This window comes from Cohnella sp. SGD-V74, from assembly GCF_003001675.1.
Taxonomy (GTDB): Bacteria; Bacillota; Bacilli; order Paenibacillales; family Paenibacillaceae; genus Cohnella.
Window position 1 is genome coordinate 59,833 of record NZ_PVYW01000015.1, and the last position, 25,437, is coordinate 85,269.

The 25,437-nt window shown below is 56.4% G+C and carries 23 protein-coding genes and 1 pseudogene; 1 reads left to right on the forward strand and 23 read right to left on the reverse strand.

The window, feature by feature from the left end:
* Nucleotides 1-47: 47 nt before the first annotated feature.
* From B0G52_RS21755 to B0G52_RS21790, 8 genes are all read right to left on the reverse strand, one after another.
* On the reverse strand, nt 48-1,052 hold the full coding sequence (locus B0G52_RS21755) for a Gfo/Idh/MocA family protein (RefSeq protein ID WP_094047498.1): 1,005 nt from the start codon (nt 1,050-1,052) through the stop codon (nt 48-50).
* Nucleotides 1,053-1,246: 194 nt separating this feature from the next.
* Nucleotides 1,247-2,749 (reverse strand): sugar ABC transporter ATP-binding protein, encoded by a 1,503-nt coding sequence (locus tag B0G52_RS21760; protein ID WP_094047499.1) that lies wholly within the window; start codon nt 2,747-2,749, stop codon nt 1,247-1,249.
* A 5-nt stretch (nt 2,750-2,754) separates the two neighbouring features.
* On the reverse strand, nt 2,755-3,744 hold the full coding sequence (locus B0G52_RS21765; protein WP_094047500.1) for an ABC transporter permease: 990 nt from the start codon (nt 3,742-3,744) through the stop codon (nt 2,755-2,757).
* Nucleotides 3,745-3,838: 94 nt separating this feature from the next.
* Nucleotides 3,839-5,020, reverse strand: coding sequence for a substrate-binding domain-containing protein (locus B0G52_RS21770; protein WP_094047501.1), 1,182 nt, complete (start codon nt 5,018-5,020; stop codon nt 3,839-3,841).
* A gap of 101 nt (nt 5,021-5,121) precedes the next feature.
* Entirely contained in the window at nt 5,122-5,958 is an 837-nt protein-coding gene (locus B0G52_RS21775; RefSeq protein WP_094047502.1) for a sugar phosphate isomerase/epimerase family protein, read from the reverse strand.
* 15 nt (nt 5,959-5,973) lie between these two features.
* Nucleotides 5,974-7,041: a Gfo/Idh/MocA family protein gene (locus B0G52_RS21780; RefSeq protein WP_094047503.1), complete on the reverse strand. Its 1,068-nt coding sequence runs from the start codon at nt 7,039-7,041 to the stop codon at nt 5,974-5,976.
* A gap of 131 nt (nt 7,042-7,172) precedes the next feature.
* Entirely contained in the window at nt 7,173-8,246 is a 1,074-nt protein-coding gene (locus B0G52_RS21785; RefSeq protein ID WP_094047504.1) for a LacI family DNA-binding transcriptional regulator, read from the reverse strand.
* Between the two features lie 294 nt (nt 8,247-8,540).
* Nucleotides 8,541-9,596: a LacI family DNA-binding transcriptional regulator gene (locus B0G52_RS21790; RefSeq protein ID WP_094047505.1), complete on the reverse strand. Its 1,056-nt coding sequence runs from the start codon at nt 9,594-9,596 to the stop codon at nt 8,541-8,543.
* Nucleotides 9,597-9,674: 78 nt separating this feature from the next.
* On the opposite strand from B0G52_RS21790, the pseudogene B0G52_RS21795 reads away from it, so the two are divergent.
* Nucleotides 9,675-9,860, forward strand: a pseudogene (locus B0G52_RS21795) (helix-turn-helix domain-containing protein); the annotation flags it as partial.
* 30 nt (nt 9,861-9,890) lie between these two features.
* Here B0G52_RS21795 and B0G52_RS21800 read toward each other — a convergent pair.
* The 15 genes from B0G52_RS21800 to B0G52_RS21865 all read right to left on the reverse strand — a co-directional run bounded on the left by B0G52_RS21800 (nt 9,891) and on the right by B0G52_RS21865 (nt 25,357).
* Nucleotides 9,891-10,289: a type II toxin-antitoxin system PemK/MazF family toxin gene (locus tag B0G52_RS21800; protein WP_094047507.1), complete on the reverse strand. Its 399-nt coding sequence runs from the start codon at nt 10,287-10,289 to the stop codon at nt 9,891-9,893.
* Nucleotides 10,286-10,513, reverse strand: coding sequence for an AbrB/MazE/SpoVT family DNA-binding domain-containing protein (locus B0G52_RS36255; protein WP_233162917.1), 228 nt, complete (start codon nt 10,511-10,513; stop codon nt 10,286-10,288). Before B0G52_RS36255 ends, B0G52_RS21800 begins: the two co-directional genes overlap by 4 nt.
* Nucleotides 10,514-10,625: 112 nt before the next feature.
* Nucleotides 10,626-10,841, reverse strand: coding sequence for a hypothetical protein (locus B0G52_RS21805; RefSeq protein WP_143762612.1), 216 nt, complete (start codon nt 10,839-10,841; stop codon nt 10,626-10,628).
* A 24-nt stretch (nt 10,842-10,865) separates the two neighbouring features.
* The gene (locus tag B0G52_RS21810; protein WP_094047509.1) at nt 10,866-11,420 is read right to left on the reverse strand and encodes an Rpn family recombination-promoting nuclease/putative transposase; all 555 of its coding nucleotides are present in this window, start codon (nt 11,418-11,420) and stop codon (nt 10,866-10,868) included.
* Between the two features lie 147 nt (nt 11,421-11,567).
* The gene (argH, locus tag B0G52_RS21815) at nt 11,568-12,983 is read right to left on the reverse strand and encodes an argininosuccinate lyase (RefSeq protein ID WP_094047510.1); all 1,416 of its coding nucleotides are present in this window, start codon (nt 12,981-12,983) and stop codon (nt 11,568-11,570) included.
* A 147-nt stretch (nt 12,984-13,130) separates the two neighbouring features.
* Nucleotides 13,131-14,369 carry an argininosuccinate synthase gene (locus B0G52_RS21820; RefSeq protein WP_094047511.1) on the reverse strand — a complete coding sequence of 413 codons (1,239 nt, stop codon included), beginning with the start codon at nt 14,367-14,369 and terminating at the stop codon, nt 13,131-13,133.
* 124 nt (nt 14,370-14,493) lie between these two features.
* Nucleotides 14,494-15,453 (reverse strand): ornithine carbamoyltransferase, encoded by a 960-nt coding sequence (argF, locus tag B0G52_RS21825; protein WP_233162919.1) that lies wholly within the window; start codon nt 15,451-15,453, stop codon nt 14,494-14,496.
* 57 nt (nt 15,454-15,510) lie between these two features.
* Nucleotides 15,511-16,701, reverse strand: coding sequence for an acetylornithine transaminase (locus tag B0G52_RS21830; protein ID WP_094047512.1), 1,191 nt, complete (start codon nt 16,699-16,701; stop codon nt 15,511-15,513).
* A gap of 31 nt (nt 16,702-16,732) precedes the next feature.
* Nucleotides 16,733-17,524 (reverse strand): acetylglutamate kinase, encoded by a 792-nt coding sequence (gene argB, locus B0G52_RS21835; RefSeq protein ID WP_094047513.1) that lies wholly within the window; start codon nt 17,522-17,524, stop codon nt 16,733-16,735.
* A 13-nt stretch (nt 17,525-17,537) separates the two neighbouring features.
* Nucleotides 17,538-18,767 carry a bifunctional ornithine acetyltransferase/N-acetylglutamate synthase gene (argJ, locus tag B0G52_RS21840; protein WP_094047514.1) on the reverse strand — a complete coding sequence of 410 codons (1,230 nt, stop codon included), beginning with the start codon at nt 18,765-18,767 and terminating at the stop codon, nt 17,538-17,540.
* A gap of 48 nt (nt 18,768-18,815) precedes the next feature.
* Nucleotides 18,816-19,868 (reverse strand): N-acetyl-gamma-glutamyl-phosphate reductase, encoded by a 1,053-nt coding sequence (argC, locus tag B0G52_RS21845; RefSeq protein ID WP_094047515.1) that lies wholly within the window; start codon nt 19,866-19,868, stop codon nt 18,816-18,818.
* Nucleotides 19,869-20,087: 219 nt separating this feature from the next.
* A complete protein-coding gene (locus B0G52_RS21850; protein WP_094047516.1) occupies nt 20,088-21,017 on the reverse strand; it encodes a YitT family protein in 930 nt (309 codons plus the stop codon).
* A gap of 239 nt (nt 21,018-21,256) precedes the next feature.
* Nucleotides 21,257-22,376, reverse strand: a protein-coding gene (gene prfB, locus B0G52_RS21855; protein ID WP_198960698.1) for a peptide chain release factor 2 whose coding sequence is annotated in 2 segments (ribosomal slippage) — nt 21,257-22,297 and nt 22,299-22,376 — 1,119 coding nt in all. Because the reading frame shifts where the segments join, the coding sequence is not laid out codon by codon here.
* 97 nt (nt 22,377-22,473) lie between these two features.
* Nucleotides 22,474-24,987, reverse strand: a complete 2,514-nt coding sequence (gene secA, locus B0G52_RS21860; protein WP_094047518.1) for a preprotein translocase subunit SecA — start codon at nt 24,985-24,987, stop codon at nt 22,474-22,476.
* A 151-nt stretch (nt 24,988-25,138) separates the two neighbouring features.
* Complete coding sequence (locus tag B0G52_RS21865; protein ID WP_094047519.1) at nt 25,139-25,357, reverse strand: hypothetical protein; 219 nt, start codon at nt 25,355-25,357, stop codon at nt 25,139-25,141.
* Nucleotides 25,358-25,437 lie beyond the last annotated feature (80 nt).

Genomic DNA, 25,437 nt, shown 5'->3' on the forward strand with positions numbered 1-25,437 from the left:
GGAAATATGACGCCTTTCATCATGATCGTAACAAAGCCCTCCGTTGCTTATCCCTGGGGAAGCTCGACACGGGCTTCCTCTTTTGCAGACTGCAAACACGCGCCGATGACCTTCATGTTGGCAACGGCATCTGTCGGATCAAAGGCAAGCGGCTCTGCGTTCAGAATGCTGCGGGCAAACCTGTCGACCTGCAGGCGATAGGTGTTCAAGGCTTCCGCCTGTTCTTCCCTCCGCTCGCCCTTCACCGTAACTGAATAATTCGCGGTCAAGCCCGGCCATGGAAGGAAGGCAGCCGGGATATCGATTCGCCCATCCGTGCCGATGATTTCCACCGTGTCGCGGAATTCGGCCCTCATCCCGCACTGGAAGGTCATGTTCAGCCCGTCGCCGAATTCCAGCAGCCCAGCCGTCATCAAATCAACATCGCCATAATCCGGAGAAACCAGCGAACGAACGGTTGCGGCCTTTGGCTCCCGGCCGAGCAGCAGCCTGCCGGCGCTGATTAAATAGCATCCGACGTCGTACAGGGCCCCTCCTCCCATATCGGCTTTCAACCGAATGTTATCCGAAGCGGGACCGATATTGAACGTGAACGTGCCTTGCAAACCCCGCAACTCGCCGATTTCGCCGGAACGGATGATCTCGAGGATCCGATCATAGCGCGGATGATAACGATACATGAACGCCTCGGCAAGCTTTACTCCATGCTTCCCGCAGGCATCGACCATTTGCTCCGCTTCGCGGACGTTCAAACTGAGCGGCTTTTCGCAGAGAATATGCTTGCCTGCTTCCGCCGCGCGGATCGTCCATTCGTGGTGCATGTGATTCGGCAGCGGGATATACACCGCGTCGATGCTGTCGTCGGCCAGCAGCGCTTCGTAACTGCCGTAAGCCTGCGGGATGCCGAGAGACTCCGCAGTCCGCCCAGCTTTGGACTCATCCCGGCTGGCTATGGCCGCAACCGCTCCAAGCTCGGATTGCCGGATGGCCGGAATGATGTCGTTTACCGCGATTTGCGCGCATCCCAAAATGCCCCAGCGAAGCTTCTTCATGCGTTCTCCCCCTGAATTTCCTAGACGGAATGTTATCGCTTGATCGAAGCGATTTCTTCGTAATGGGTAACTTTCATTTCTTCGGCCAGAAGCTCCGACAGGTTGGCGATCAATCGTTTCGTGTAAGGCCGTCCTCGTTCTCGACGTTCGGGATCATGCTTTTCAGCGCTTCCCTCCATCTCCGTCAGACCGGTTTACTGTTGAATGGCATGCTGCAGGATTTCCTCGGACGGGATGTCGTCTCCGTTCAGTTCTCCCGTGATCCGGCCGTCCTTGAGCACGATGATGCGGTCGCAAATCGCCATGAGTTCGCTGAGTTCCGAAGAGATCAGAATAAAGCTGTTCCCTTGATCGGCCAGCCGCCGGATCATGTCGATGATCTCGCCTTTGGCGCCGATATCGATGCCCGCGGTGGGCTCGTCCATCATCAGCACTTTCGGCCCGGTTTCCAGCCATTTGGCGATGACGACTTTCTGCTGGTTTCCTCCGGATAAGAGGGAGATGACTTTGTTGCTGTTGTCTGTTTTTATGGCAAGTTCACCGATTTTGGATTGAACAATGTTTTCCACGCGTTTTTTGTCCAAGCCCAGACCCTTCTTCAACTTGTCCACGACGGGCAAGATCATGTTGTCCTTCACCGTGTGGATCAAGACAAGGCCTTGTCTTCTCCGGTCTTCGGGGATCAAGGCGATGCCGGCATCGATGGCGTCTTTCACCTTCCGGATTTTAACGGGCTTATGATCCACGATAATATCTCCGCTTTTCGCGGGGTTGATGCCGAAGATCGCTTCGGCGATTTCCGTTCTTCCGGAACCCATCAATCCGGCGAAGCCGAGCACTTCGCCTTTCTTCAGCTCAAAACTGACGTCCTTCAGTTTGTCGTTAATGTGCAGGTGTTTGACTTCCAAAACGTTGGCGTTTGACGGTTTTCTCTCCCGGTGCATTCTTTTGAACGCCTTTTCGACCGTCGTGCTGCCGAGCATGTGATGGATGATGGAGTCCATGCTGAAGTTGTTGGTGTCGTCCGTGATGATATGCTGACCGTCTCTCATGATGGTGATGGAGTCCGTGATCTGAAAAATCTCATGCATCCGGTGGGAAATGTAGACCATCGTGACGCCTCTGGCCTTGAGTTTCCTGACGATGCCGAACAGGATTTGGGTCTCCGTTTCCGTAAGCGACGCCGTCGGTTCATCCAAGACCAGTATCTTGGCATCCTGGGATAAAGCTTTTGCGATTTCGACCAGTTGGCAATACCCTACGCCAAGCGTGTTGACTACCCGGGAAGGATCCAGATCGATTTCGAATTCGCGAAGCAGTTCTGCCGCTTTTTTCTCCATTTGGCGGTTGTTGATGATGGGTAAACCTTTGGCTCTCGGCTTCTGGTTCAGGAAGATGTTTTCCGCCACAGTCATCGTCGGGACCAAGCTGAGTTCCTGGAAGATCATGCGGATCCCGTAACGGCTGGAATCCTGCGCGGAATCGAACTTCACCGGGTCACCGCCGATCCGGATCGTTCCTGAGTCCGCCGTATACACTCCGGTCAGAATTTTCATCATGGTGGACTTCCCGGCGCCGTTGCCGCCCACCAGCGCATGCACTTCGCCCTTCTTGATTTTCAAGCCTACGTTCTTCAAAACCTTGACGCCGTTGAACGATTTGTTGATGCCGTCCATCTCGAGAATATACTCGCTCATATCGTTCACCTCTTAAATGCGCTACCCCGAGTGGCAAGCATGCTCAGCGTAACGAACAAAATGATGATCCCGCCGCGCACCATCATTTGCTGGCTGACGCTCAGGCCGCCGATGATCAGCCCGTTGTTGATCACGCCCATCAGCAAGGAACCGACCACGGATCCGATGACCGTGCCTACGCCGCCGGCCATGCTGGTGCCGCCGAGAATGACGGCCGCGATAACGGAAAGTTCGTCGCCTTCCCCGAACGTGTACCGTGCGGTCTGCACCCGCCCTGCATAAAGCATGCCGGCGAATGCGGCCGCAATGCCGGAAAGCACGAATACCGCCATCGTCGTACGGGCTACGTTAATACCGGTGTATTTCGCCGAGGTTTCATTGCCCCCGGTCGCAAGCACTTTTTTGCCGAATGGCAGCTTGGTCAAAGCAAAATAGCCGATGGCCGCCACGATCAACGTCCAGACGAACAGAATCGGAATCGGGCCGATCGTTCCCAGGCCGAATATTTGCGTATACGTTTCGTTCGTAATCGGTACGGCCGAAGTGTTCGTTGCCCACATAGCCGCGCCCTTGACGAGACTAAGCGTTCCGAGGGTGACCAGAAACGCGGGGATCCTGATTTTGGCCACGAAGAACCCGTTGAACAAACCGATTACCGCGCCCGTCACCAGGCCGGATCCGATGGCCAGGAACATGTTGTCCGTGCTCTGCAGGACGAGAGCGGTGACTAGCGATGACAATGCCACGATGGAACCGATGGACAGGTCGATTTGTCCGGCCGCAATGACGAAGGTACTGGCCACGGCCATGATGGATATCATCGCCGTTTGCCGGGTGATGTTGAGAATGTTGTTGGCGGAGAAAAATTTCTCGCCGTGCCACAGGGCGAAAATCAGCAGAACGATCACGAAAATGATGTAAACCATGTAATTGCTGAAGTTGAATTTCACTTTCGCCCCCTGCGGAATGCCAAGCAGCGATCGGTTGTTTTGCATGTGTCACACCCCGTGTATGGTTCGATTTCCAATCTTTGAAGCAGAGCCCCCGTTAAGCGGCTTACGCCGCTTAACGAAGCCGGAAGCTTATCGTTTACTTGTTTTTGTTGACGACATCCACGATTTCCTTAGGAGCGTCTTTATGGTATGCCGTCTCGAACGCTTCAAGCACGTTCGATTTCACGACCGGAAGGGCCGGCGGGCAAATATAGGACGGAGCTTCTTTGCCGAGCAGGGCATAAGCGGCCGCCATCGCTTCCGCAACGCCTTGGTCGTAGGAACGGGCGGTCGTCGTGCCGCGGATGAATCCGTCTTCCGCGATCATGCGGGCCGTATTGAGACCCAAATCGACCGTCGTGAGAATGACGTCGTTCTTGCCGATGGACTTCGCCGAAGCGATAATGCTTTCAGCCGGCACGTCCCAGCTGGCATAGACGCCTTTCAGATCCGGATAACGGGCGAACAGACCGTCCGCCACTTCGCCGACTTTGTTCGGGTCCGCGAATCCGGACTCGGCAACCAGCTTGATGTCCGGGTACTTCTGGATCGTTTCTTTGAAACCGCGGTCGCGTTCGTTGGTGACGAAGAATACCGCATCGTAGTACACCATGGCGACTTCGCCTTTGTAACCGATTTGCTGAGCCATGATTTCGGCTGCCGCTTTGCCGTTGCCGTAGCTGTCCGAGTTGATCAGGCTCGTATATTCGCCCGGTTTGAAACCGGCCGGAACGTTTTCCATGAACACCAGCTTGGTTCCCGCTTTTTGCACTTCGCGGAACGCGGAAGAGGTCGCATCCGGGTCGACGGGCATCGCGATCATGACACTCGGCTTCAGCGCCATCGTGCTTTCGATCTGGCCGATCATCGTTTGGGCATTAAAGTTGGCGTCCGTGGTGGAAACCACTTTTACCCCGAGATCTTGCAAGGTTTTCTTCGCGGCTGCGAGCTTGATCTGGTTATGATCATTGCTTTGCATGTGGTAAACGAAAGCAGCCGTGAAATTGCCGTCTTTCAGTTTTTGCTTCTCTTCGTCCGTCAGGGTGAGGACGGAAGGCAGCTCCGCCTTCTCGCCGTTAGGACCAACGCCTTCAACCGAGGTCGGGTTGAGGTTGACTTCCTGCCCGGCAGGCGCGTTTCCAGAAGCGGCTGGGCTGCCGCCTTCGGAAGCGGTCGGCGCCGAGGATTCCCCGCCATCGCCCGATTTGCTGGATCCGCATGCAGCGAGCACGAACACGAGTAACGCCGTCAAGCATACTGCCGACAATTTCCTGAACATCGTTCTTTTCCCCCAATAAATAATTGAATTTTTGTGAAGCTGCCGCCAATAGAGCGCTTACATCGGGCCATGAATGGGTTGCCCGACCGGGCAACCTCCCTTCACTTCAGCGAAGCCAGTTTGGAACGCAGGAAGTCGATGGACGTTTGGGCATACCAATCGGGATCCGCTTTTCTCGTATGGAATCCGACTTCCATGGTAAGGTAGCCTTGATATTCGATTTCATTAAGGGCTTTCAGAACCGTGTCGAAGTTACCGTAGCCTTGCCCCGGAGGCAAACGATCGTTATCGGAAATGTGGACGTGGTGCAACTTGTCTTTCATCCGGTAAACATAGTCGCTCGGCACTTCGTTCCGGTACAGCGCATGGATCGTATCGAACATCACTTTGACGTTGGATTCGCCGGTTTCTTCGGCCAGTTGGAGCGCATCGTCCGCGGTTTCGATCAGATTGCTGTCAACCGGAGTGGGCTCGACAACCATCGTGATGCCGAGTTCTTTCGCGTAACGCGCGACTTCGGCCAGGCCTTCCCTGCTGTAGTTCCAGGCGTCTTTCTGCGGCATTCCGAACGAGGCCCACCCGGCAACCCAGATGACCGTGGGACACTCCCACTCATGAGCCAGGCGTACGACGTCCTTGTAGTGCTTGACCGCGAATTCGCGCTCCTCTTTGATCAACGAGCTCGGGTTGTTGCCCGATCCGCCGCCCGGAGCCGGAAGCATGGACGAAACGGCCAGGTTGTTCTTTTTCAAATGTTGAAGTATAAATTTGCGCCGTTCCGGCGAGACATGGTCAGGCCATGCGTGCGGATTCGCGCAGCCGATCTCGATTCCGTCGTAGCCCATGGAGGCGAGCCGTTCGATCACGACTTCCAGCGGATAAGAAGGCACCCAAACCGGAAAACTGCTGTATGCCCAAGTATTGAATGAGATTTTCATGCGTGGCACCCCTATTTAGCCGTTTTTTTGAATGTTGGACTGGAAAAACTCGTTCAGGTCGATGCGCTCTCCTCCCCTTTTGGTCGACTCGACGGCGGCCAGCACCAGGTTCAAGCTGCGCATGTTGTCCTCGCCGTACGTTTCCGGCTGCCGGCCTTCCTTGATTGATGACGTGAATTCCTTAAGCGTGCCGTATCTTTCTTCCGCTTCCACGTTGTCGAGCGGAACTTCGAGAATATCGTTCGCTCTCTCGATGGCGCCTTTGTAGAATACGGTGTCGCCGATCACGTTCTCGTGCGGATAAATCAAGACGCGGTTGTCATCCCAATAAAGCGATGCGTAAGTACCGTGAACTTCCCAGGATCCGTCCCATTGCGTATGCGGGCGGCGGGCCACCCAAGAACCCGTGTAAGAAACCATCGTGCCATCCTTAGATTCGAACTCGACGAAGGCCGAAGCATTGCCCTTGAAGTACGACCAGCTTGGGTTGAAGCTCCGGGCGCGGACATAATCCGGTTCCAGGCCGAAAATGCCGCGGATATAGTCGAAATGGTGGATGGATTGGTCCACGATCAGCGGCTCATCCATTTCCGCACGAAATCCCGTGAACATCGGCGCTTTTCTGTAACGGCCGTATAGGGCTTCAATCTTGCCCACCGCCCCTTGCTGGATCAAACGACGAACGGTGCGAGGCCCTCTCTTGAACCGGTGGCTTTGCGTGATCATGACGTACAAGCCTTTTTCCTTCGCTTTGCGGACGATCCGGTCCGCGCCGGCAAGCGTATCCGCGATCGGCTTCTCGACCATGCAGTGGAGACCGGCTTCGAGCGCTTCAAGCGCCACGGATTCGTGAAAAGGGGGAGGCGTGACCACCAGGGCGGCGTCGGCTTCCACGTTTTTCAGCGCTTCCTGGAAATTCGTGAATCTGCGCTCTTTCGGAAGTCCGACTTCGTCGCCGACTCCATGCAAGGTTTGTTCATTCAGGTCTACAAGCGCCACCAATTCCGTATAAGGAGATTCTTTGAGGACGCTTGTCCATCCGCCGCCCCAGAATCCGGCTCCGATTTGAATCACTCTCATCATGTTCAACACTCCGTTTCCGATTTTATTTGTTTTTTTAATGAACTGCAGGTTGGCATTGAAATGAATGTGAGAACGTTCTCATTTCAGTTTAAAGTCAACCCCCGTTTGGGGTCTTCTCCATGGTTCTCACATCATGACCACCGCCTTTCAATCGGCTGACCGCATGACCCCCGGACGACCAACTGCGTGGAGAGCACGATTTTGGGATCCGAACCGTCCTGCATTCCGACACCGTTGATCAAATCTAGAAGCCAATTCGCCGTAATGCTGGCAATGTTGAACGGGTTTTGCCTGACCACGGTCAAAGGAGGCTCCAGCAGCGGCGCCAGGTCGAAGTCGTCCCACCCGATGATCGCCACGTCCTTCGGGATTTCCAGACCCAAGTCCTTGATCGCGAGCAACGCGCCGAACGTCAATAAATTGTTCAAGGCCAGAATCGCGGTCGGCTTCTTCCTGTTTTTCGTCAGCATCGTGATCGTTTTGTTATAACCTTCCTTCACCTCTCCAACCTGGATATCCGTAAGGTCTTGATCCAAAATGAACGATTCCGTAAAGGGGAGGTTATGATGGTCCAACGCTTTCTTGTACCCCTCCACGCGCTTGCTCAGCGTGCTGATCGTCGTACCGATAATCCCGATCCTGGTGTGCCCCAGCCGGATCAAATGGCTGGTCGCTTCATACGCGCCTCCGAAATTGTCCGACGTGACCGTCGGCAGCTCCAAACCGGGCACCTCGCGGTCCAGAATAATCGTAGGGATGCTCCCGTTATAAACCCGGTGGATTTCCTCTTTCGACATCTCGGTGCCCTTCAGGACACTGGCGATGATGAGGCCGTCGATCCGTTTCTCGTACAACGTTTTAAGATAGGTGATTTCCCTGTCCAGATCTTCATCCGTATTGCAGATGATCATGTTATAGCCTTGCTTCATCAAATGCTCTTCTAAAGCTCTTGCAATGGTGCTGTAAAACGGGTTGGCGATATTCGCGATCAGCAAGCCGACCGTATAGGTGTTTTTCTTTTTCATGCTTTGCGCGATTGCATTGGGAATGTAATTCAGTTTTTCAGCGGCTTCCAGAACGGCTTTGATCGTCTTTTGGGATGCGCTGCCGTATCCCCCGAGCACTCTCCCCGCTGTTGCGGTAGAAACTCCTGCCAAATTAGCGACATCCCGGATGGTATATTCCTTGTTTAAAGCTCCTTCCACACTTTCAACTCCTATGCCCTAACACCATTCGAACGGACAAGCTGAAACCGCGAACTTTAGCAGCGTTTTCAAAATGGCTTTCAAAATTGATAACGTTCTCTTTTTTTGAGTAAAAAAATGATTTGAAACTTGGATATTAATGCAACTGAACGGGCAATTATTGCTGGCTGGTATGACGTGTGTACTTTCATGAGGATTGAGAACGTTCTCTTTCTAATGCCTATAATATTTCGTGAAGTATGCAAAGTCAAGTGATTTCCGAAAAATGATTTAGGGGAAATATCTGGAATCCGTTCAGGAGCCGCAAGATCCCCGGACAATCAGCTGCGTGGCGAGCACGACTTTTCGATTTCTGTCGGCCTCATCCTGAGCCGGTTCATCCATCATTTGAAGCAACCGGCTGGAAGCGATGGCGGCGATGTCGCCGGTCGATTGATTAACCACCGTAATCGGGGGATTCATGACAGTAGCCAGCTCAAAATCATCCCAGCCGATAAATGCGACATCGTCCGGGATTTTCAAACCCAACTCGCGGATGGCTTGCAAGGCGCCGAAGGTTAACAAATTATTTAATGCCAGGATGGCCGTCACTTTCGTTTTCGAGGAGGTCAGCATGTGGATCGCGATTTCTTTGCCTTCCCTTACGTCCCCTGCCTGGAGGTTGGGAACACCCTTGTTCGCGATCAGATCCTGATCCAGCGGAATTCCGTTATCCGTCAAAGCCTTCTTATAGCCGTCGACCCTTTGGTACAAAGTGCTGATTGTCGTTCCAATGACTCCAATTCGTTTGTGACCCAGCCGGATCAAGTGGCTCGTCGCGTCGTAAGCGCCTCTGAAATTATCGGAAGTGACCGTCGGGAGGGATAACCCCGCTATTTCACGGTCTATGATCAGGGTCGGGATTTTACCGTCATACATCCGGCCGATTTCTTCGGAAATCTTCTCATTTCCTTTGAAAGCGGTGGCGATCATCAATCCGTCTATTCGCTTCTCATAGAGGGTTTTGATATAGGAAATTTCTTTGTCCAGATCTTCATCCGTATTGCAGATAATGACATGGTATCCATGCTTGGCCAAATGTTCCTCAGTGGCTTTGGCGATCGTGCTGAAATAAGGATTGCAAATGTTCGCCACGATCAAGCCGACTGTATTCGTATTTCTCTTTTTCATGCTTTGCGCGATCGCGTTGGGAATGTAGTTCAGCTTTTGAGCCGCTTCCATCACAGACCTGGCGGTTTTGCTAGAAACGCTCCCATAACCGCCGAGCACGCGTCCGGCCGTGGCAGTCGATACTCCAGCGAGGATCGCGACATCTTTGATGGTGTATTCCTTCTTGTCGTTATTAACCATGAAAAATCCTCCGGTCTGCCGAGTCGTCTATTCTAGTATTATAACGTATTTTCATCTTAAAAATAGCAAGAGACCGGCCAGACGTTGAATCATTATGTTCAGAACGTACGGATCGCCAAATGCTGCCGCATTCTTGCGACGACCGACAAATCGGTGCAGCAGACGGCCAACGAGGTCGGCTACAGCGACATGAAGTTTTTCCACAGCCTGTTCCGGAAAATTACGGGCAGCTCTCCGCAGCAGTACCGCCGCCTTCAGGCTTAGGTGAAGGTGCGCTAAAAAGCGGTTCTCGCGTCAGGCCAGAATCGCTTTTACGTAATCGGCAACGCGAGTATAAAATGGCGAAGTCGGATCTATCCGTCCGATGACGACGGCGTCCCTTGCGTGGAGATCAACCGATTTGGCATGATCCGGCAGCGCAACGCCCTCCAGAACGGAAATTTCCGGGTGTTCGGCCAGCTCTCCATCGAGTGGAATCGCATCTGAACCGGTTGGAGCGGGGACCTCGAACGGGGTGTTTTTCACTTTCGTTGTAATGGGAACGATAAATGCGAGCCTGGAATTCGAGAACGACCGAATAAACCCATCCGAAACAACGATTGCAGCCCGATATTCGGCCTGCTCATTCCCGACTTTGGGCAGCAGCTTCAGCCAAATGATCGAGCCCCGCACCCCTTCGCCTTGGACGCTCATTCGAAATTTTCATCCCCCATAGGCTCCCAGTCTTCTTTATGGCCCTCCGTATACGGAGTCACTTGAGCGGCCAATTCCAAATACAAGGCTCTCAGGCGCTCCTGCTCCGATAAGCCGGATTCTCGCTTCGGACGCAGCACGACTTCGGAAGGGATTCGAATGCCGACACTATTCCCCCATTTTCCTAACGTTCCCCGTCCTATTGGTGCATCGAGTACCGTCATTTGTTCCACGCCCTTGTTATAAGGTTTTGCGTGACAAAAGAAGACCTCATCCCGGATGCGGACAGGTTGCGATCTCGCGTGCCGGGCATCTTCTGTCCCGTCCTTCTTACGTTCAGTGCTTTCCGAGTTGCTCCACTTCAGTTAACGGAATTTCTAGGGTGTCCGCCACTTGTTGCGGAGTAAAACCTTTGGCGAGCATCCGACGGACGATCGCTGCCCGTTCTTCGGCTTTCCCTTCGACTTTGCCTTCTGCCTTCCCCTTTTCCAAGCCTTCCTTGATTCCGTCCTCGTATCCCCAGCGCCTCCATGCAGGCATCAGTTCCATCAATTTCACCCTTTCCTTCGGATGGTCTTAAGCCGAACGCATTTCTCTTTTCTCCTTCTCATTGTATCCCATTTTGACCAAGAGCGCAGCAGCCACCGGGTTCTCCGAAGCGATAAACCGTCTCCAATCCAACGTTCTCAGCTCGACTTTCAGAAACTTGAAACGGACGATCTCGTGATCGGGAATGCCCATGACGAACGTATCCGGGTCCTCCGCCCCTTCCTCCGCCGTGAAAATGGCAATCGGAATAATGAGCCGGTGCTGATTGCGATGGCGCTCGAACAAGCGGCTGAAGTAAATAAACATCCGTTCATGAAAGTCCTTCTGACGATACGACTGAGGTTCCATATGCAAGAGGATGTAGGCGTCGAGCGCTTTATAGCGGGTTTCCAGCAGCAAATCGAGCGTTTTGGCTTCTTCGCCGACGACGTCCACGAGCAGCTCCTGCATCAAAAAGCGGGTATGGCGATGATCCAGCAACGAGCTTAGCTCCGGAAAAAAGAGCTCGATAAACTCCGCGAAAAACGTCTGAAGCAATTTCTTGAGCGCTTCGTCGTGCGGTTTGGCTTTTTTCTCGCTCATCCGTATTCCTCACCTTCTTCGTGGTCCGTTCAAAACAAAACGCCGCCCGCTCCCTCGTTAAAGGGAACAAGCGGCGTGTGCTTCACGGCCGTATCTTTGTATTGACTCCATATTACCGGATACCGGTGCCTGTGAACAGGCCTATTTTTATTGGCTTTTCTGCTCGTACTCCTCGACCCATTGCGCCGTACGGGACAGCTCAGCTTCGGCGCGCGAGATAGCGGCTTCCACCTGCGGAGTCGCCGTACCGCCGTAGACGTCGCGGGCGTTGACGACCGCTTCCGGCTGAAGCACGGCGTAGATCCGATCGTCGAACAAGTCGGAGAACTGCTTGAACTCGTCCAGCGTCAGGTCGAGCAGGAACTTGTTCTGTTGGATGCAATACAGCACCGTCTTGCCGATGACTTCATGCGCTTGGCGGAAAGGCAGACCTTTGCCAACGAGGAAGTCGGCGATGTCCGTCGCGTTGGAGAAGTCCTGATCGACGGCGCGGCGCATCCGGTCCTTGCGCACCTTCATCGTCTCGATCATGGAGGCAAACAACTGGAGCGCTCCTTGAAGCGTCTTGACCGTGTCGAACATGCCTTCCTTGTCTTCCTGCATATCCTTGTTGTACGCGAGCGGCAGCGACTTCAGCACGGTCAACAGGCCGACTAGGTTGCCGTAGACGCGGCCGGTCTTGCCGCGAACCAGCTCGGGCACGTCGGGGTTCTTCTTCTGCGGCATGATGCTGGAGCCGGTGCAGAAGGCGTCGTCGAGCTCGACGAACTGGAACTCGGTGCTCGACCAGAGGATCAGCTCTTCGCTCAGGCGCGACAAGTGCGTCATGATCAGCGAAGCGCCGGCAAGAAACTCGACGATGAAGTCGCGGTCGCTGACGGCGTCGAGGCTGTTCTCATAGACGCGTCCGAAGTTAAGCAGCTCGGCCGTAAAATGACGGTCGATCGCGAACGTCGTACCGGCCAGCGCGCCTGCCCCGAGCGGCAGCGCGTCGATGCGCTTGTAGCTGTCCTGCAGACGCTCGATATCGCGGCCGAACATCGACACATAAGCCATCAGGTGATGCGCGAACAGGATCGGCTGCGCCCGCTGAAGATGCGTGTAGCCCGGCACGATCGTGTCGAGGTTCTGCTTGGCTTGTCCGATCAGCGCCGCCTGGAGCTTGCGCAGCATCTCGACGAACTCGACGACGCGCTTGCGCAGATACAGGTGCATGTCGGTCGCTACCTGATCGTTGCGGCTGCGTCCGGTGTGCAGCTTGCCTCCGACCGGGCCGACTTCTTCGATCAGCGCTTTCTCGATGTTCATATGGATATCCTCGTCGGCGATCAGAAACTGCTGCTCGCCGCTGCGGATTTTCTCGCGAACCTTCAACAGGCCGGCCTTGATCGTCTCCACGTCCTCCGCCGGGAGAATGCCGCACTTGCCGAGCATCGTCACGTGTGCCAGGCTGCCCTGAATGTCTTCCTCGGCCAGTTCCTTGTCGAACGTGATCGATGCCGTATATTCTTCCACCAGTTGGTCCGTTTGCTTCGTGAAACGGCCCCCCCACAGCTTGCTCATAATCCGAATTCCCCTCTCTTCTGGTAACCCGCTCTGAACGGCAAAAGGGGAGCGCCGCGCGGCGAAGGTGCCTCCCGTCATGGCCCCGCCTTGCGGGGGATGGTTCGGCAGGCTTCGGGCGCGGTTCTCCCTTTTGCACTTTATCGATTAAATGCCGGAAGCTCCGTTGACGCCGGAAGATACCTTCAGGCGCAAAGCGTTCAGGCGGATAAAGCCGGTAGCGTCGCCTTGATCGTACGCTTGCGTAGGATCGGCCTCCATCGTCGCGATGTGCGGGTTGTAGAGGCTGACCGGGCTTTTCAGTCCGGCGGCGATGATGTTGCCCTTGTACAGCTTGAGACGGACGGTGCCCGTCACGTTCTTCTGGCTCTCATTCACGAGCGCTTGGATGGCCAGGCGCTCCGGCGCGAACCAGAAGCCGTTGTACACGAGAGAGCTGTATTTGGAGATCAAGGAATCGCGCAGGTGCATGACGTCGCGATCCATGGTCAGGGACTCGATTTTGCGATGTGCCGTAAATAGGATGCTCCCGCCGGGGGTTTCGTACACGCCGCGGCTCTTCATGCCGACGAAGCGGTTCTCCACCATATCGACGCGGCCGATGCCGTGCTTGCCGCCAACCTCGTTCAGCTTCTCCATAACCGCGAGCGGATCGAGGCGTTCGCCGTTGATCGCTACGCAGTCGCCTGCTTCGAAGTCAAGCTCGATATACTCGGCTTCGTCCGGGGCTCTCTCCGGGGAGACGCTGAGCACGTACATTTCCTCGACTTCCGGCGCGCTAGGATCGAACCAAGGGTCCTCCAGCATGCCGCTCTCGAAGCTGATGTGCAGCAGGTTGCGGTCCGTCGAATATGGCTTGGCGGCCGAAGCCTGAACCGGAATGCCATGCTTCTCGGCATAGGCGATCATCTCGGCGCGGCCCGGGAACGCGGCGCGGAACGCCTCGTCGCGCCAAGGCGCGATGACCTCGATGTTCGGAGCAAGAGCGGCGGCCGTCAGCTCGAAGCGGACTTGGTCGTTGCCTTTGCCTGTAGCGCCGTGCGCGATGGCTGTTGCGCCTTCTGCAAGGGCGATCTCGACCATGCGCTTGGCGATCAGCGGACGCGCGATGCTCGTGCCGAGCAGGTATTGCCCCTCGTAGAGGGCGCCTGCCTGGAACATCGGGAAGATGAAGTCCTTCGCGAATTCGGCGCGAAGATCGTCGATGTAGACTTTGGACGCGCCGGTCTTGAGGGCTTTCTCCTCAAGGCCGTCCAGTTCGTCCTTCTGGCCGATGTCGGCGGTGAAAGTGATGATCTCGGCGTCGTACGTTTCTTTCAACCACGTCAGGATGACCGAGGTGTCCAGCCCGCCGGAGTAGGCCAGCACGATTTTGTTCTTTGCCATGGAAATTGGAAGCTCCTTTGAACTCGAGTATAGAAGTGCATGATTGATTTCAACATTCGTTCGGCGCGAGCCGTTACGATTAGGGGATCGACGATGCTTGGCTTGGAGCTCCGTGGAGCGTCACCTACATGACCGCGGCCATGATTGCTTTCTGAGCGTGCAGGCGATTCTCAGCTTCGTCGAAAATAACGGAGTTCGGGCCGTCGATGACGCCCTCCGACACTTCCTCGCCGCGGTGAGCAGGCAGGCAGTGCATAAACAGGTAGTCCGGCTTCGCGTATTTCACGAGCTCTTCGTTTACCTGATAGTTCGCGAACGCCTTCTCGCGCTCCTTCTGCTCCTCTTCGAAGCCCATGCTCGCCCATACGTCGGTGTAGACGATGTCCGCGCCTTCGATCGCTTCGCGAGGGTCGCGCAGAATACGCACGCTGCCTCCGGTTTCCTCCGCCGCCTCGATCGAAGACTTGACGGATCTCTCGGACGGATCGTAGCCTTCCGGGGAAGCGCTGGAGAAGTGCATGCCCAGCTTGGCCGCGCCCATCATCAGCGAGTGAAGCACGTTGTTGCCGTCGCCTATGTAGGCAACCTTCAGCCCTTCCAGCTTGCCTTTATGCTCCAAAGCCGTCTGGTAATCCGCCAGCGCCTGGCAAGGGTGGGATTGGTCCGACAGCGCGTTGATGACCGGGATCGTCGCTCCGCGCGCCAGCTCTACGACGTTGCGGTGCCCGAACGTCCGCAGGATCATGCCGTCCAGATACCGGGACATGACTTGAGCGGTGTCGAGAATCGTCTCGCCGCGGCCCATCTGAATGTCGTTGCGGCTCAGGAACAGCGCTTGGCCGCCGAGCTGGTACATGCCGACTTCGAAGGATACGCGCGTGCGCGTAGACGATTTCTCGAAAATCATGCCAAGAGATTTGCCTTTCAGCGGCTGGTACACTTCTCCGGCTTTGTGCTTGCGCTTGATCTCGATCGCGAGATCGAGCAAGTACCGGATTTCTTCCGGCGAGTAGTCCACCAGACCAAGAAAATCGCGGCCTTTCAGTTGTGCTGCAATCTGTTCCAGGTTCGCTGCCGTAGTCAAGGGCAAACCCTCCTTCTCTATTTGCGAAGCCGCGGCCGGCGCCGCAGCTTGTTGGAATTACGAATTGGTCGTCTTTGCAGCGGCCTGCTCCGTAAGCACGGTTGCGATCAGCGCGACCGCCTCGTCGATCTCATCGTGAGTAACGAGCAGGTTCGGCAGCAGCCGAATGACGTTCGGCCCGGCCGGCACGACGAGCAATCCGCGCTTGTGCAGCTCAGCGATCGCTTCGCCCGCAGGAGCGTGGCACAAAATGCCGATCAGCAGCCCTTTGCCGCGCACCTGATCAACGTTCGGCAAGCCCGCAAGCTTCTCCTGAAGCTGGCCGATCAAATATTCGGAAGCCTCGGCCGCCTTGTCGGCGACCTTCTCCTTAAGCATCGTCTCAATCGTAGCGGCGACGACCGCCATCGCGATCGGCGTACCGCCAAATGTCGTCGCGTGAGCGCCCGGTACGAACGCCGGCTTCACATGCGCTTTGGCCAGCATCGCGCCGACGGGGAAACCGCTGCCGATGCCCTTGGCCAAGGTGAAAATGTCCGGTTCGACGTCATAATGCTCGTAGGCGAACAGCTTGCCGGTGCGTCCCATACCCGTCTGAACTTCGTCGACGATCAGCAGAATGCCGTGACGATCGCACAGCGCGCGCACTTCCCTCAGGAAGTCCTGATCGACGGGGATAACGCCGCCCTCGGCTTGAACGAGCTCAAGCATGATCGCGGCCGTCTTGTCGTTGATCGCCGCTTCCAATGCCTCCAGATCGTGCAGAGGCACGTGCACGAAGCCTTCCGGAAGCGGAAGGAAGCCTTCCTTCACCTTGTCTTGCCCGGTCGCGGTCAGCGTGGCAAGCGTGCGTCCGTGGAACGATTGGGTGAAGGTGACGATCTCGTAGCGGTCGCTGCCCTTCAGCTTCTGATGATAACGGCGGGTGAGCTTGATCGCCGCCTCGTTCGCCTCCGCGCCGCTGTTGCAGAAGAACACCGCATCGGCGCAGCTGTTGTCTACGAGCAGTTGGGCCGCCTTCTCCTGTCCCGGGATATGGAACAGGTTGGAGACGTGCCACAGCTGGTCAAGCTGGCCGATCAACGCGTTCTTGACCGCGTCCGGCACGTGGCCGAGATTCGTTACCGCAAGTCCGCTCATGAAATCAAGGTATTCCTTGCCTTGATCGTCCCACAGGCGGCTGCCCTTCCCCTTCACCAAAGTAATGGGATATCTCGCATAAGTCGAGAACAACGCGCTGTCACTCATACCGATCTCTCCTTTTTTCACCCGTGTGGCCTTACGCCCTTACGATCCGGGTTCCGATGTCGCCCTCCGTCAGCGCCCGGCTGAGCACCCGCTCCGCCGCGCCGTCCACGATCCGAACTTCCTTGACGTTGCCGTGCAGACAGCTCATGGCCGCTCTGACCTTCGGAATCATGCCGCCGTAGATTTCGCCGCTGGCGATCATCTCTTCGATGTCCGCGAAAGTCACGACGGGCAGAACCCGCTTCTCCCCGTTCACCGTACGCATAATGCCCGGCACGTCGGTCACGACGATCATCGTCTCGACGCCGAGCGAGGAAGCGACCGCTCCAGCGGCCGTATCCGCATTGATGTTGTATCGCTGTCCGCTCTCGTCGATGCCGATCGGCGCGATGACGGGCAGGTAGCCGAGCCCGATGACGCCTTCGACCAGCGCCGCGTTCACGCCGACGACGTCGCCGACATGACCGATCTCATCCGCATTGGCGACCGGCTTCGCGACAATTAGCTTGCCGTCCGTTCCAGACAAGCCAAGCGACTGCGCCCCGTTCTGCTGCAGCTTGCGCACGATCTCCTTGTTGATGCGTCCCGCCAGCACCATCTCGACGACGTCAAGCGTCGCCTCGTCGGTGACGCGCAGCCCGTTCACGAATCGGCTCTCGATGCCCAGCTTGCCGAGCGTCTCGTTAATGGCGGGACCGCCTCCATGCACGATAACCGGCTCGACGCCGCTCTCCTGCAAGCTCCGCAAATCCTCAAAAAAAACATCCGGCAGCGCCGCCAAGGTGCTCCCGCCGCATTTCATCACAAATCGCTGTTTGCCCATGCGCCTGCTCTCCTTACGTCCGATACGCGGCGTTGATGCGCACGTAATCGTACGTCAGATCGCAGCCCCACGCCGTCGCCTTGCCGCTTCCCATGTTGAGGTCTACATGGATGCCGACGGTATCGCCTTTTAAGTATTCCAATGCTATCTCTTCGTCGAAAGGAACCGGACGGGACTGCTCCAATACGACGATGTCGCCCAGACGAATGTCGACCGTCGCCACGTTCACCGGCACGCCCGCGCGGCCGACGGCGGCGATGATGCGCCCCCAGTTGGCGTCCGCTCCGTACACGGCCGACTTCACCAGGCTGGAGCCGATGATCGTCTTGGCGATCGCCTGCGCGGCATCGTCGCTGTCCGCGCCGACGACCGTCGTCTCGATGAGCTTGGTCGCGCCTTCGCCGTCGCGGGCGATCGCTTTGGCCAGTTCCGTGCAGACGTGCCGCAATCCATCAACGAATGCCGCAAAGTCGGGATGAGCCCGGGTCAACTCATCGTTGTCCGCAAGCCCGCTGGCCAGTGCGACAAGCATGTCGTTCGTGCTCGTATCGCCGTCCACCGTAATCATGTTAAAGCTCACGTTCGTCACTTCGCGCAGAAGCTCCTGCAACAGCGGGGAGCCGATTTTGGCATCCGTCGTCACGAAGCCGAGCATCGTCGCCATGTTCGGATGGATCATTCCCGAACCTTTGGCCGCTCCCGCGACCGTTACTTGCTTGCCGCCGACCGTCAGCGTCACGCAGCTTGTTTTTTTCACGAGGTCGGTCGTCAGAATCGCCTGGCAGAAGTCGTCGGAGCCCTGCTCGTCGCTTCGCAGCCGCCCCGGAAGCTTCTCGATGCCCGCGTTCACGCGGTCCATCTTCAGCAATTCGCCGATCACGCCCGTGGACGCCACAGCCACCTGATCCTTGCTCACGCCGAGCGCTTCCGCCGCGTTCGCCTGCATCGTGCGCGCGTCCGCTTCCCCTTGCGCTCCCGTGCACGCATTGGCGTTGCCGCTGTTCACGATGACCGCGCGAAGCAAGCCGCCGCTGGCCAGCGCTTCCCGCGTCACCAGCAGCGGAGCCGCCTGGAATAGATTCGTCGTATACACGGCGGCGGCCGAAGCCGGAACCTCGCACGCGATGACTCCCAGATCGTGGCGATCGGTTTTTTTCAAGCCGCAGTGCAGCCCGCCGGCCTTAAAGCCTTTCGGCGTCGTAACGCCTCCGCCTTCCACGATAACGTAGCTTTGTTTTCCCATGATATTCGGTCCGTTCCTCTCGTCCGTAAGTAAAGTTTATGCTCTCTATTAGGGATAAACCGGCGTAAACTGAAGTCCAAGCGTCTCGTCCCAGTTCATAAGCAGGTTCAAGTTCTGGATCGCCTGGCCTGCCGCGCCCTTCACCAGGTTGTCGGTAACGGAGATAATCGTCACGCGCCCGGTTCTCTCGTCGACCGAGAAGCCGATATCGCAATAGTTCGTGCCGTACACTTCCTTCGTCGCCGGCCAATGTCCGGCAGGGCGAACGCGGACGAACTTGCGCCCTTCGTAAAACTGACGATACAATTCGACGAACTCCGCATCGGTGCGCTTCTCCGTCAGCGTGCCGTACATCGTCGACATAATGCCTCTGGTCATCGGCACGAGGTGCGTCGTAAACGTCGTCACGACCGGCCGGCCGGCCGCTTCGGACAGCACCTGTTCGATCTCGGGCGTGTGCTGATGCTTATTCAGCTTGTATGCCTTAAAGTTTTCGTTGATTTCGGAATAATGAGCGCTTAAGTTCAGCCCTCGTCCCGCTCCGGACACGCCGGATTTCGCGTCGATGATGATGCTGTTCGGATCGATCCAGCCGGCTTTCACCGCCGGATAGAGACCGAGCAAGGACGTCGTCGTAAAACAGCCCGGGTTGGACACGAAATCAGTCTGTTTCACCAGATCTCCGTACACCTCGGACAGACCGTATACCGCGCGGTCTACGAGAGCTTGATCAGCAGGCTCATGTTTGTACCATTGTCTGTACGCATCTCCCGACTTCAGCCGGAAATCCCCAGAGAGGTCAATTACTTTTAACCCCGCCTCCAGAAACTGAGGGGCCAGCTTAAGGCTGACGCCATGCGGCGTAGCCAGGAAGACGACATCCGCTTTGTCGCGGATCAGTTCGATATCGAGATCGTCGAGCAGATCGGTGCGGATCTCCGTCAGATGAGGATAACCGTCGGCGATCGGAGCGCCCGCGCTCGACGAGGAAATGACGGACGTTACGGTCACGTTGGGATGAGACTCCAATAAACGGATGAGTTCGACGCCGCCGTAGCCGGTGGACCCGACAATGGCCGCGCGGATTTGCTTAGCATTCATAATAGTATCCTCCATAGCTTAGAAAAGGATGAATCGCCAAGAAACGGCTCGCGCCGTTGTCAGGACTTAGGTTGCGGAAGGCGTTGGCATCCCGCGTAAACATTCTCAATTGTAACGGATTACGCTAGGGAATGAAAGATGTTCCTGTGAGGCGTTCTCCGTCGCTCGTTCGATGTGGTTGTGTATTATTATACATTTAAAGTATTATTTATGCAATGGTCACATTCGATCGTCATGGAAGCCCTCGCCGAGCACCTCCGCCGCGTTCGTAATGATGACGAAAGCGTCCGGGTCGGCATCGCGGACAAGCAGTTTCAACCTTAGCACCTCGTTCTGCCCGACCACGGTAAGCAGCACCGGGCGATCGTCGCCCGTAAATCCGCCTGTCCCCTGCAATCGCGTCAACCCCCGGTCGAGCTCATGCAGAATCGCCGCCGATACGCGTTCGGGATCGCGAGAAATTATGTAGGCGGCTTTGGACGTCTGGAAGCCCGTCTGGATAACGTCGATCGTCTTGCTTGTCGTGAATAGGCCGATCAATGCATAGAGCGCGTTCTCAAGGGAGATGAACAATCCCGCGGATAAAATGACGAGACCGTCCAGCGCGGCCACCGCGAGTCCGAGCCTGATGCCCAGCACCCGGTGGAGAATTTGCGCCGCAACGTCCAGCCCTCCCGTCGAGCCCCTCCCGCGGAATACGAGCCCCAAGCCGATCCCGACGCCCAGCCCTCCGTAGATGGAGGCCAGCAGCGGATCGTTCGTGGGAGGCGCCCAATGCGAGGTCAGAAGAACGAACAAGGGGAGCACGACGGAGCCGACGACCGTTTTCACTCCGAATTGTTTGCCCAGTACGAGCAAACCCGCGATGAACAGCGGGATGTTCAGCGCCCACTGCGTATACGCCGGAGGAATGTGCGTGAGCGTATTCAGGATAATGGAAATCCCCGACACCCCACCGGAAGCGATCCGGTTAGGCAGCAGAAACAGATTAAAGCTGGCCGCTATGAAGAAGGCCCCGACCAGCATCGCGGCATAGCTGAACGCCGTTCTTGTCCGTTTGGAGAAACGCGGACCTTTCCTTTTATTCGGATACGAGGGCAAATCCGACGATTTGTTGCCGGTTGTGTCGGCGGTAGTGGTGGTGGACATGATGGAACCTCATCTCGCTTTATTCGACGCTTAGATTCATTATGTACCGAACGGCCTCTCCTATGAAGATTTTCTCCAAGCAAAACCGCCTTCGGCGTCCTCAGGACGATGAACGCGGTTTGTCGGAGACGATTCAGATACGGATACGGATAGCGGATTTTATACTTGCTGATTCGTACAAAAAAACTTCCTGCGCGCCGCTCGCGCGCAAGAAGTGTAGGGCCGATCGCGTTGCTTCGTTATTGCGCTTCCTGCTTGATCTGACTTCGCAGGTAGCCGTCGATGAAAGAGTCGAGATCGCCGTCCATGACCGCGCCGACGTTGCCCGTTTCCACCTGCGTACGGTGGTCCTTGACCATGCTGTACGGATGGAACACGTAAGAACGGATCTGGCTGCCCCAGGCGATCTCCATCTGCTCTCCGCGAACCTCGGCCAGTTCCTTTTGCTGTTCCTGGATTTTCAGCTCGTAGAGCTTGGAGCGGAGCATCTGCATCGCCTTCTCCCGGTTCTGGATCTGGGAGCGCTGCGTCTGACAGGCCACGACGATGCCGGTCGGCAAGTGGGTAATTCGGATAGCCGAGTCCGTCTTGTTGATGTGCTGGCCGCCCGCGCCGCTGGAACGGTACGTGTCGATGCGCAAGTCGTCGGGACGAATCTCGACTTCGATCTCGTCGTTGATCTCCGGCACGACATCGCAGGAAACGAAGGAAGTGTGCCGTCTTCCCGATGCGTCGAACGGGGAGATCCGCACGAGCCGGTGCACGCCTTTCTCCGCTTTCAGATAGCCATAGGCATTATGCCCGCGAATCTGGATCGTGACGCTCTTGATGCCCGCCTCGTCGCCCGGAAGGTAGTCGAGCAACTCGACTTTGAAGCCGCGTTTCTCCGCCCATCTCGTGTACATGCGGTACAGCATTTGCGCCCAGTCCTGCGACTCGGTTCCGCCCGCGCCGGGATGCAATTCGAGAATCGCATCCAGCTTGTCGTAAGGCTGGTTAAGCAGAAGCTGCAGCTCGAAAGCGTCGACCTTGGCCGACAGCTTGCCTACGCTCTCGGCCCATTCCGTGCCGAGCGCTTCGTCGGGTTCCTCTTCGAGAATCTCGAGCATGTCTTCCAGATCCCGGCACTCATTCGCCAAGCCTTCGTATTGATCGACGACCGACTTGACAGCGTTCATCTCTCCGATGAGAGCTTGCGCCTTCTCGTTGTCGTCCCAGAAATTCGGTTCGCTCATTTTGACTTCGTAGTTCTCGATCTGTTCCTTCTTCAGATCTAAGTCAAAGAGACCCCCTAAGTTGCTGTAATCGCTTCGCGTTGGCGCGAAGGTCTTGCTTATCGGATACGTCTAGCTCAAACATCGTTGAATCACCTCGTTGAGATCTTGGAACTGCGGGCCGACCGAGCCGCCGTCCCGAACCGGATTTCGGCTCAGGCGCGACGGCTGCAGGCGGCTTACTATTCTATGCGCCCGTGGCACATTTTGTATTTCTTCCCGCTGCCGCAAGGGCACGGATCGTTGCGGCCGACGGTTGCGGCGCTGCGGGTCTTGGGCTTCTTCGGGCCGGCTTCCGCCTTCGTGTCGACGGCTTGGCCTTCCGCGACCGCTTCGCGCTTAGGCGCGGCTTGCACTTGCGCCTTCGTAATATACAAGGCGACCTCTTCCTCGATCCGTTCGATCATGGCGAGGAACATGTTGTGGCCTTCGAATTGGTATTCTCTGAGCGGATCGTTGCCGCCGTACGCGCGCAAGTGAATGCCTTGGCGAAGGTGGTCCATGGAATCGATGTGATCCATCCATTTGCTGTCGACGGCTCGCAGGACGACGACTTTCTCGAATTCGCGCATCGTCTCTACGCCGATGGACTCTTCGCGCTCATCGTAATGCTTGTCGACCAGGCCGACGAGCAGCTCGATCATCTCTTCCTTCTCTTTGCCCCACAGATCGTCCTTCGTCAAGCGATCTTCAGGCAAGTAGTGGGAATGAGCATAGGCGACCAAGCCGTCCAGATCCCATTCCTCCGGCACGTCGTTGTCGGAGCAGTGATTCTCCACCGACTTGGCGATGACGGAGCGAATCATGCCGGAGACGATGTCGCGGATGTTTTCGGCGTTCAGAATCGCGCGGCGGTCTCCGTAAATTTTCTCCCGCTGCAGGTTGATGACGTCGTCGTACTGAAGGACGATCCGGCGGGTATCGAAGTTGCTGCCTTCAACCCGCTTCTGGGCCGATTCGATCGCGCGCGTGATCAGCTTGCTCTCGATCGGAGACTCCTCGTCGAAGCCGAGACGTTCCATCATGCCCATAATGTTGTCGGCGCCGAACCTTCTCATCAGCTCGTCCTGCATCGACAGGTAGAACTGCGAGGAGCCCGGGTCGCCTTGACGGCCGGCACGGCCGCGGAGCTGGTTATCGATCCGGCGGGACTCGTGGCGCTCCGTACCGATGATGTGAAGGCCGCCCTTCTCGGCCACGCCTTCGCCCAGCAAAATGTCCGTACCGCGTCCGGCCATGTTCGTCGCGATCGTGACCGCGCCGTACTGACCCGCGTTGGAGATGATGGCCGCTTCCTCGGCGTGATACTTGGCGTTAAGCACTTGGTGCGCGACGCCCTTCTTCTTAAGCAGCTCCGAGATGCGCTCGGAGTTCTCGATCGAGACGGTGCCGACGAGCACCGGCTGACCCGTTGCGTGCCGCTTGACGATCTCTTCGACGACAGACTTGTACTTGCCGTTCTCGGACTTGTACACGACGTCCGGAATATCGTTGCGGACCATCGGACGGTTCGTCGGCACCTGAACGACCTCAAGGCCGTAGATGCGCTTGAACTCTTCTTCCTCCGTCTTCGCCGTACCGGTCATGCCGGCAAGCTTGCGATACATCCGGAAGTAGTTCTGGAACGTGATCGTTGCGAGCGTCATGCTCTCGTTCTGGACGGTGAGCTGCTCTTTCGCTTCGATCGCCTGGTGGAGGCCTTCGCTGTAACGGCGGCCGGCCATCAGACGCCCGGTGAATTCGTCGACGATGACGACTTCGTCTTCCTGAACGACGTAATCGACGTCCCGCTTCATAATATAACGGGCGCGCAGCGCCTGGTTCACGTGATGGTTAAGCGTTACGTGTTCGTGCGAGAACAGGTTGTCGATGTTGAAGGCTTTCTCGACCTTCGTCACGCCGGTCTCGGTAAGCGAGATCGTGCGGAGCTTGATGTCGACAGTGAAATCTTCGGTTTCCTTCAGCTTGCTGACCAGGCGGTCGGCCGCGTAGTACAGCTCGGTCGATTTCTGCGCTTGTCCGGAAATAATGAGCGGCGTACGCGCTTCGTCGATAAGAATGGAGTCGACTTCGTCGATGATGGCGTAATGAAGAGGACGCTGAACCATCTGCTCCTTGTACAGGACCATGTTGTCACGCAGATAGTCGAAGCCGAACTCGTTGTTCGTGCCGTAGGTGATGTCGCACGCGTAAGCCGCCTGTTTCTCCTCATGGGAAAGCCCGTGAAGGTTACAGCCGACCGTCATGCCCAAGAACGTATAAATCTGACCCATCTGCGCGCTGTCGCGCTGAGCCAAGTAATCGTTGACCGTAATGACATGGACGCCTTCGCCTTGCAGGGCGTTCAAGTAAACCGAGAGCGTTCCGACCAGCGTCTTCCCTTCGCCGGTTCTCATCTCCGCGATCTTGCCATGGTGGAGCACCATGCCCCCGATGAGCTGTACGTCGAAATGGCGCATGTTGAGCACGCGCTTGGACGCTTCTCTCACGACGGAGAACGCTTCGGGCAGAATATCGTCCAAGGACTCGCCTTTGGCGATGCGTCCGCGGAACTCGTCCGTCTTCGCGCGAAGCTGATCGTCGCTTAGCGAGGAAACGGAAGATTCCAGGCCGTTGATTCGCTCGACGGTCTTGAGAAGCCGTTTCACCTCTCGTTCATTGGCATCTCCGAATATTTTTTTGACAAGTCCCATCATAATCGAATGTACCCCTCTCTCTCGCGGGCTAACTATATCTTTACATTTTATCAGTTCGGGGGTATTGGGGCAAGGAAGCCGGACTGGAAATGGAAGTCATTCGGACATAAAAAAAATGCTGCCCAGGCAGGCAGCGGAGGGACAGATGAAATTATGGCTGATTCAATTGAAGATCCCGCACGATGTTTTCTTGCTCCAAGGAACGAAGACACAATGTCTCGAGCAGGCGTTCTTGACGAAGCTGGCCTTTCTTGAGATCAGATACATCCGCTTTAAGTCCCGTGATGTCGTGCTCGATTCTGGTGATCTTGGCGTCCATCATTTCTACGCTGTGTTTAATTGCGAGCAGAATTTCCTTTGTTTCGTCCATTTTACTTTTCCTCCCTCTCTATGGTTGGTATGTCGATCGATGTTGCGGAAGCAAACGCGCCGCCCAACTCTCCGCGAGGA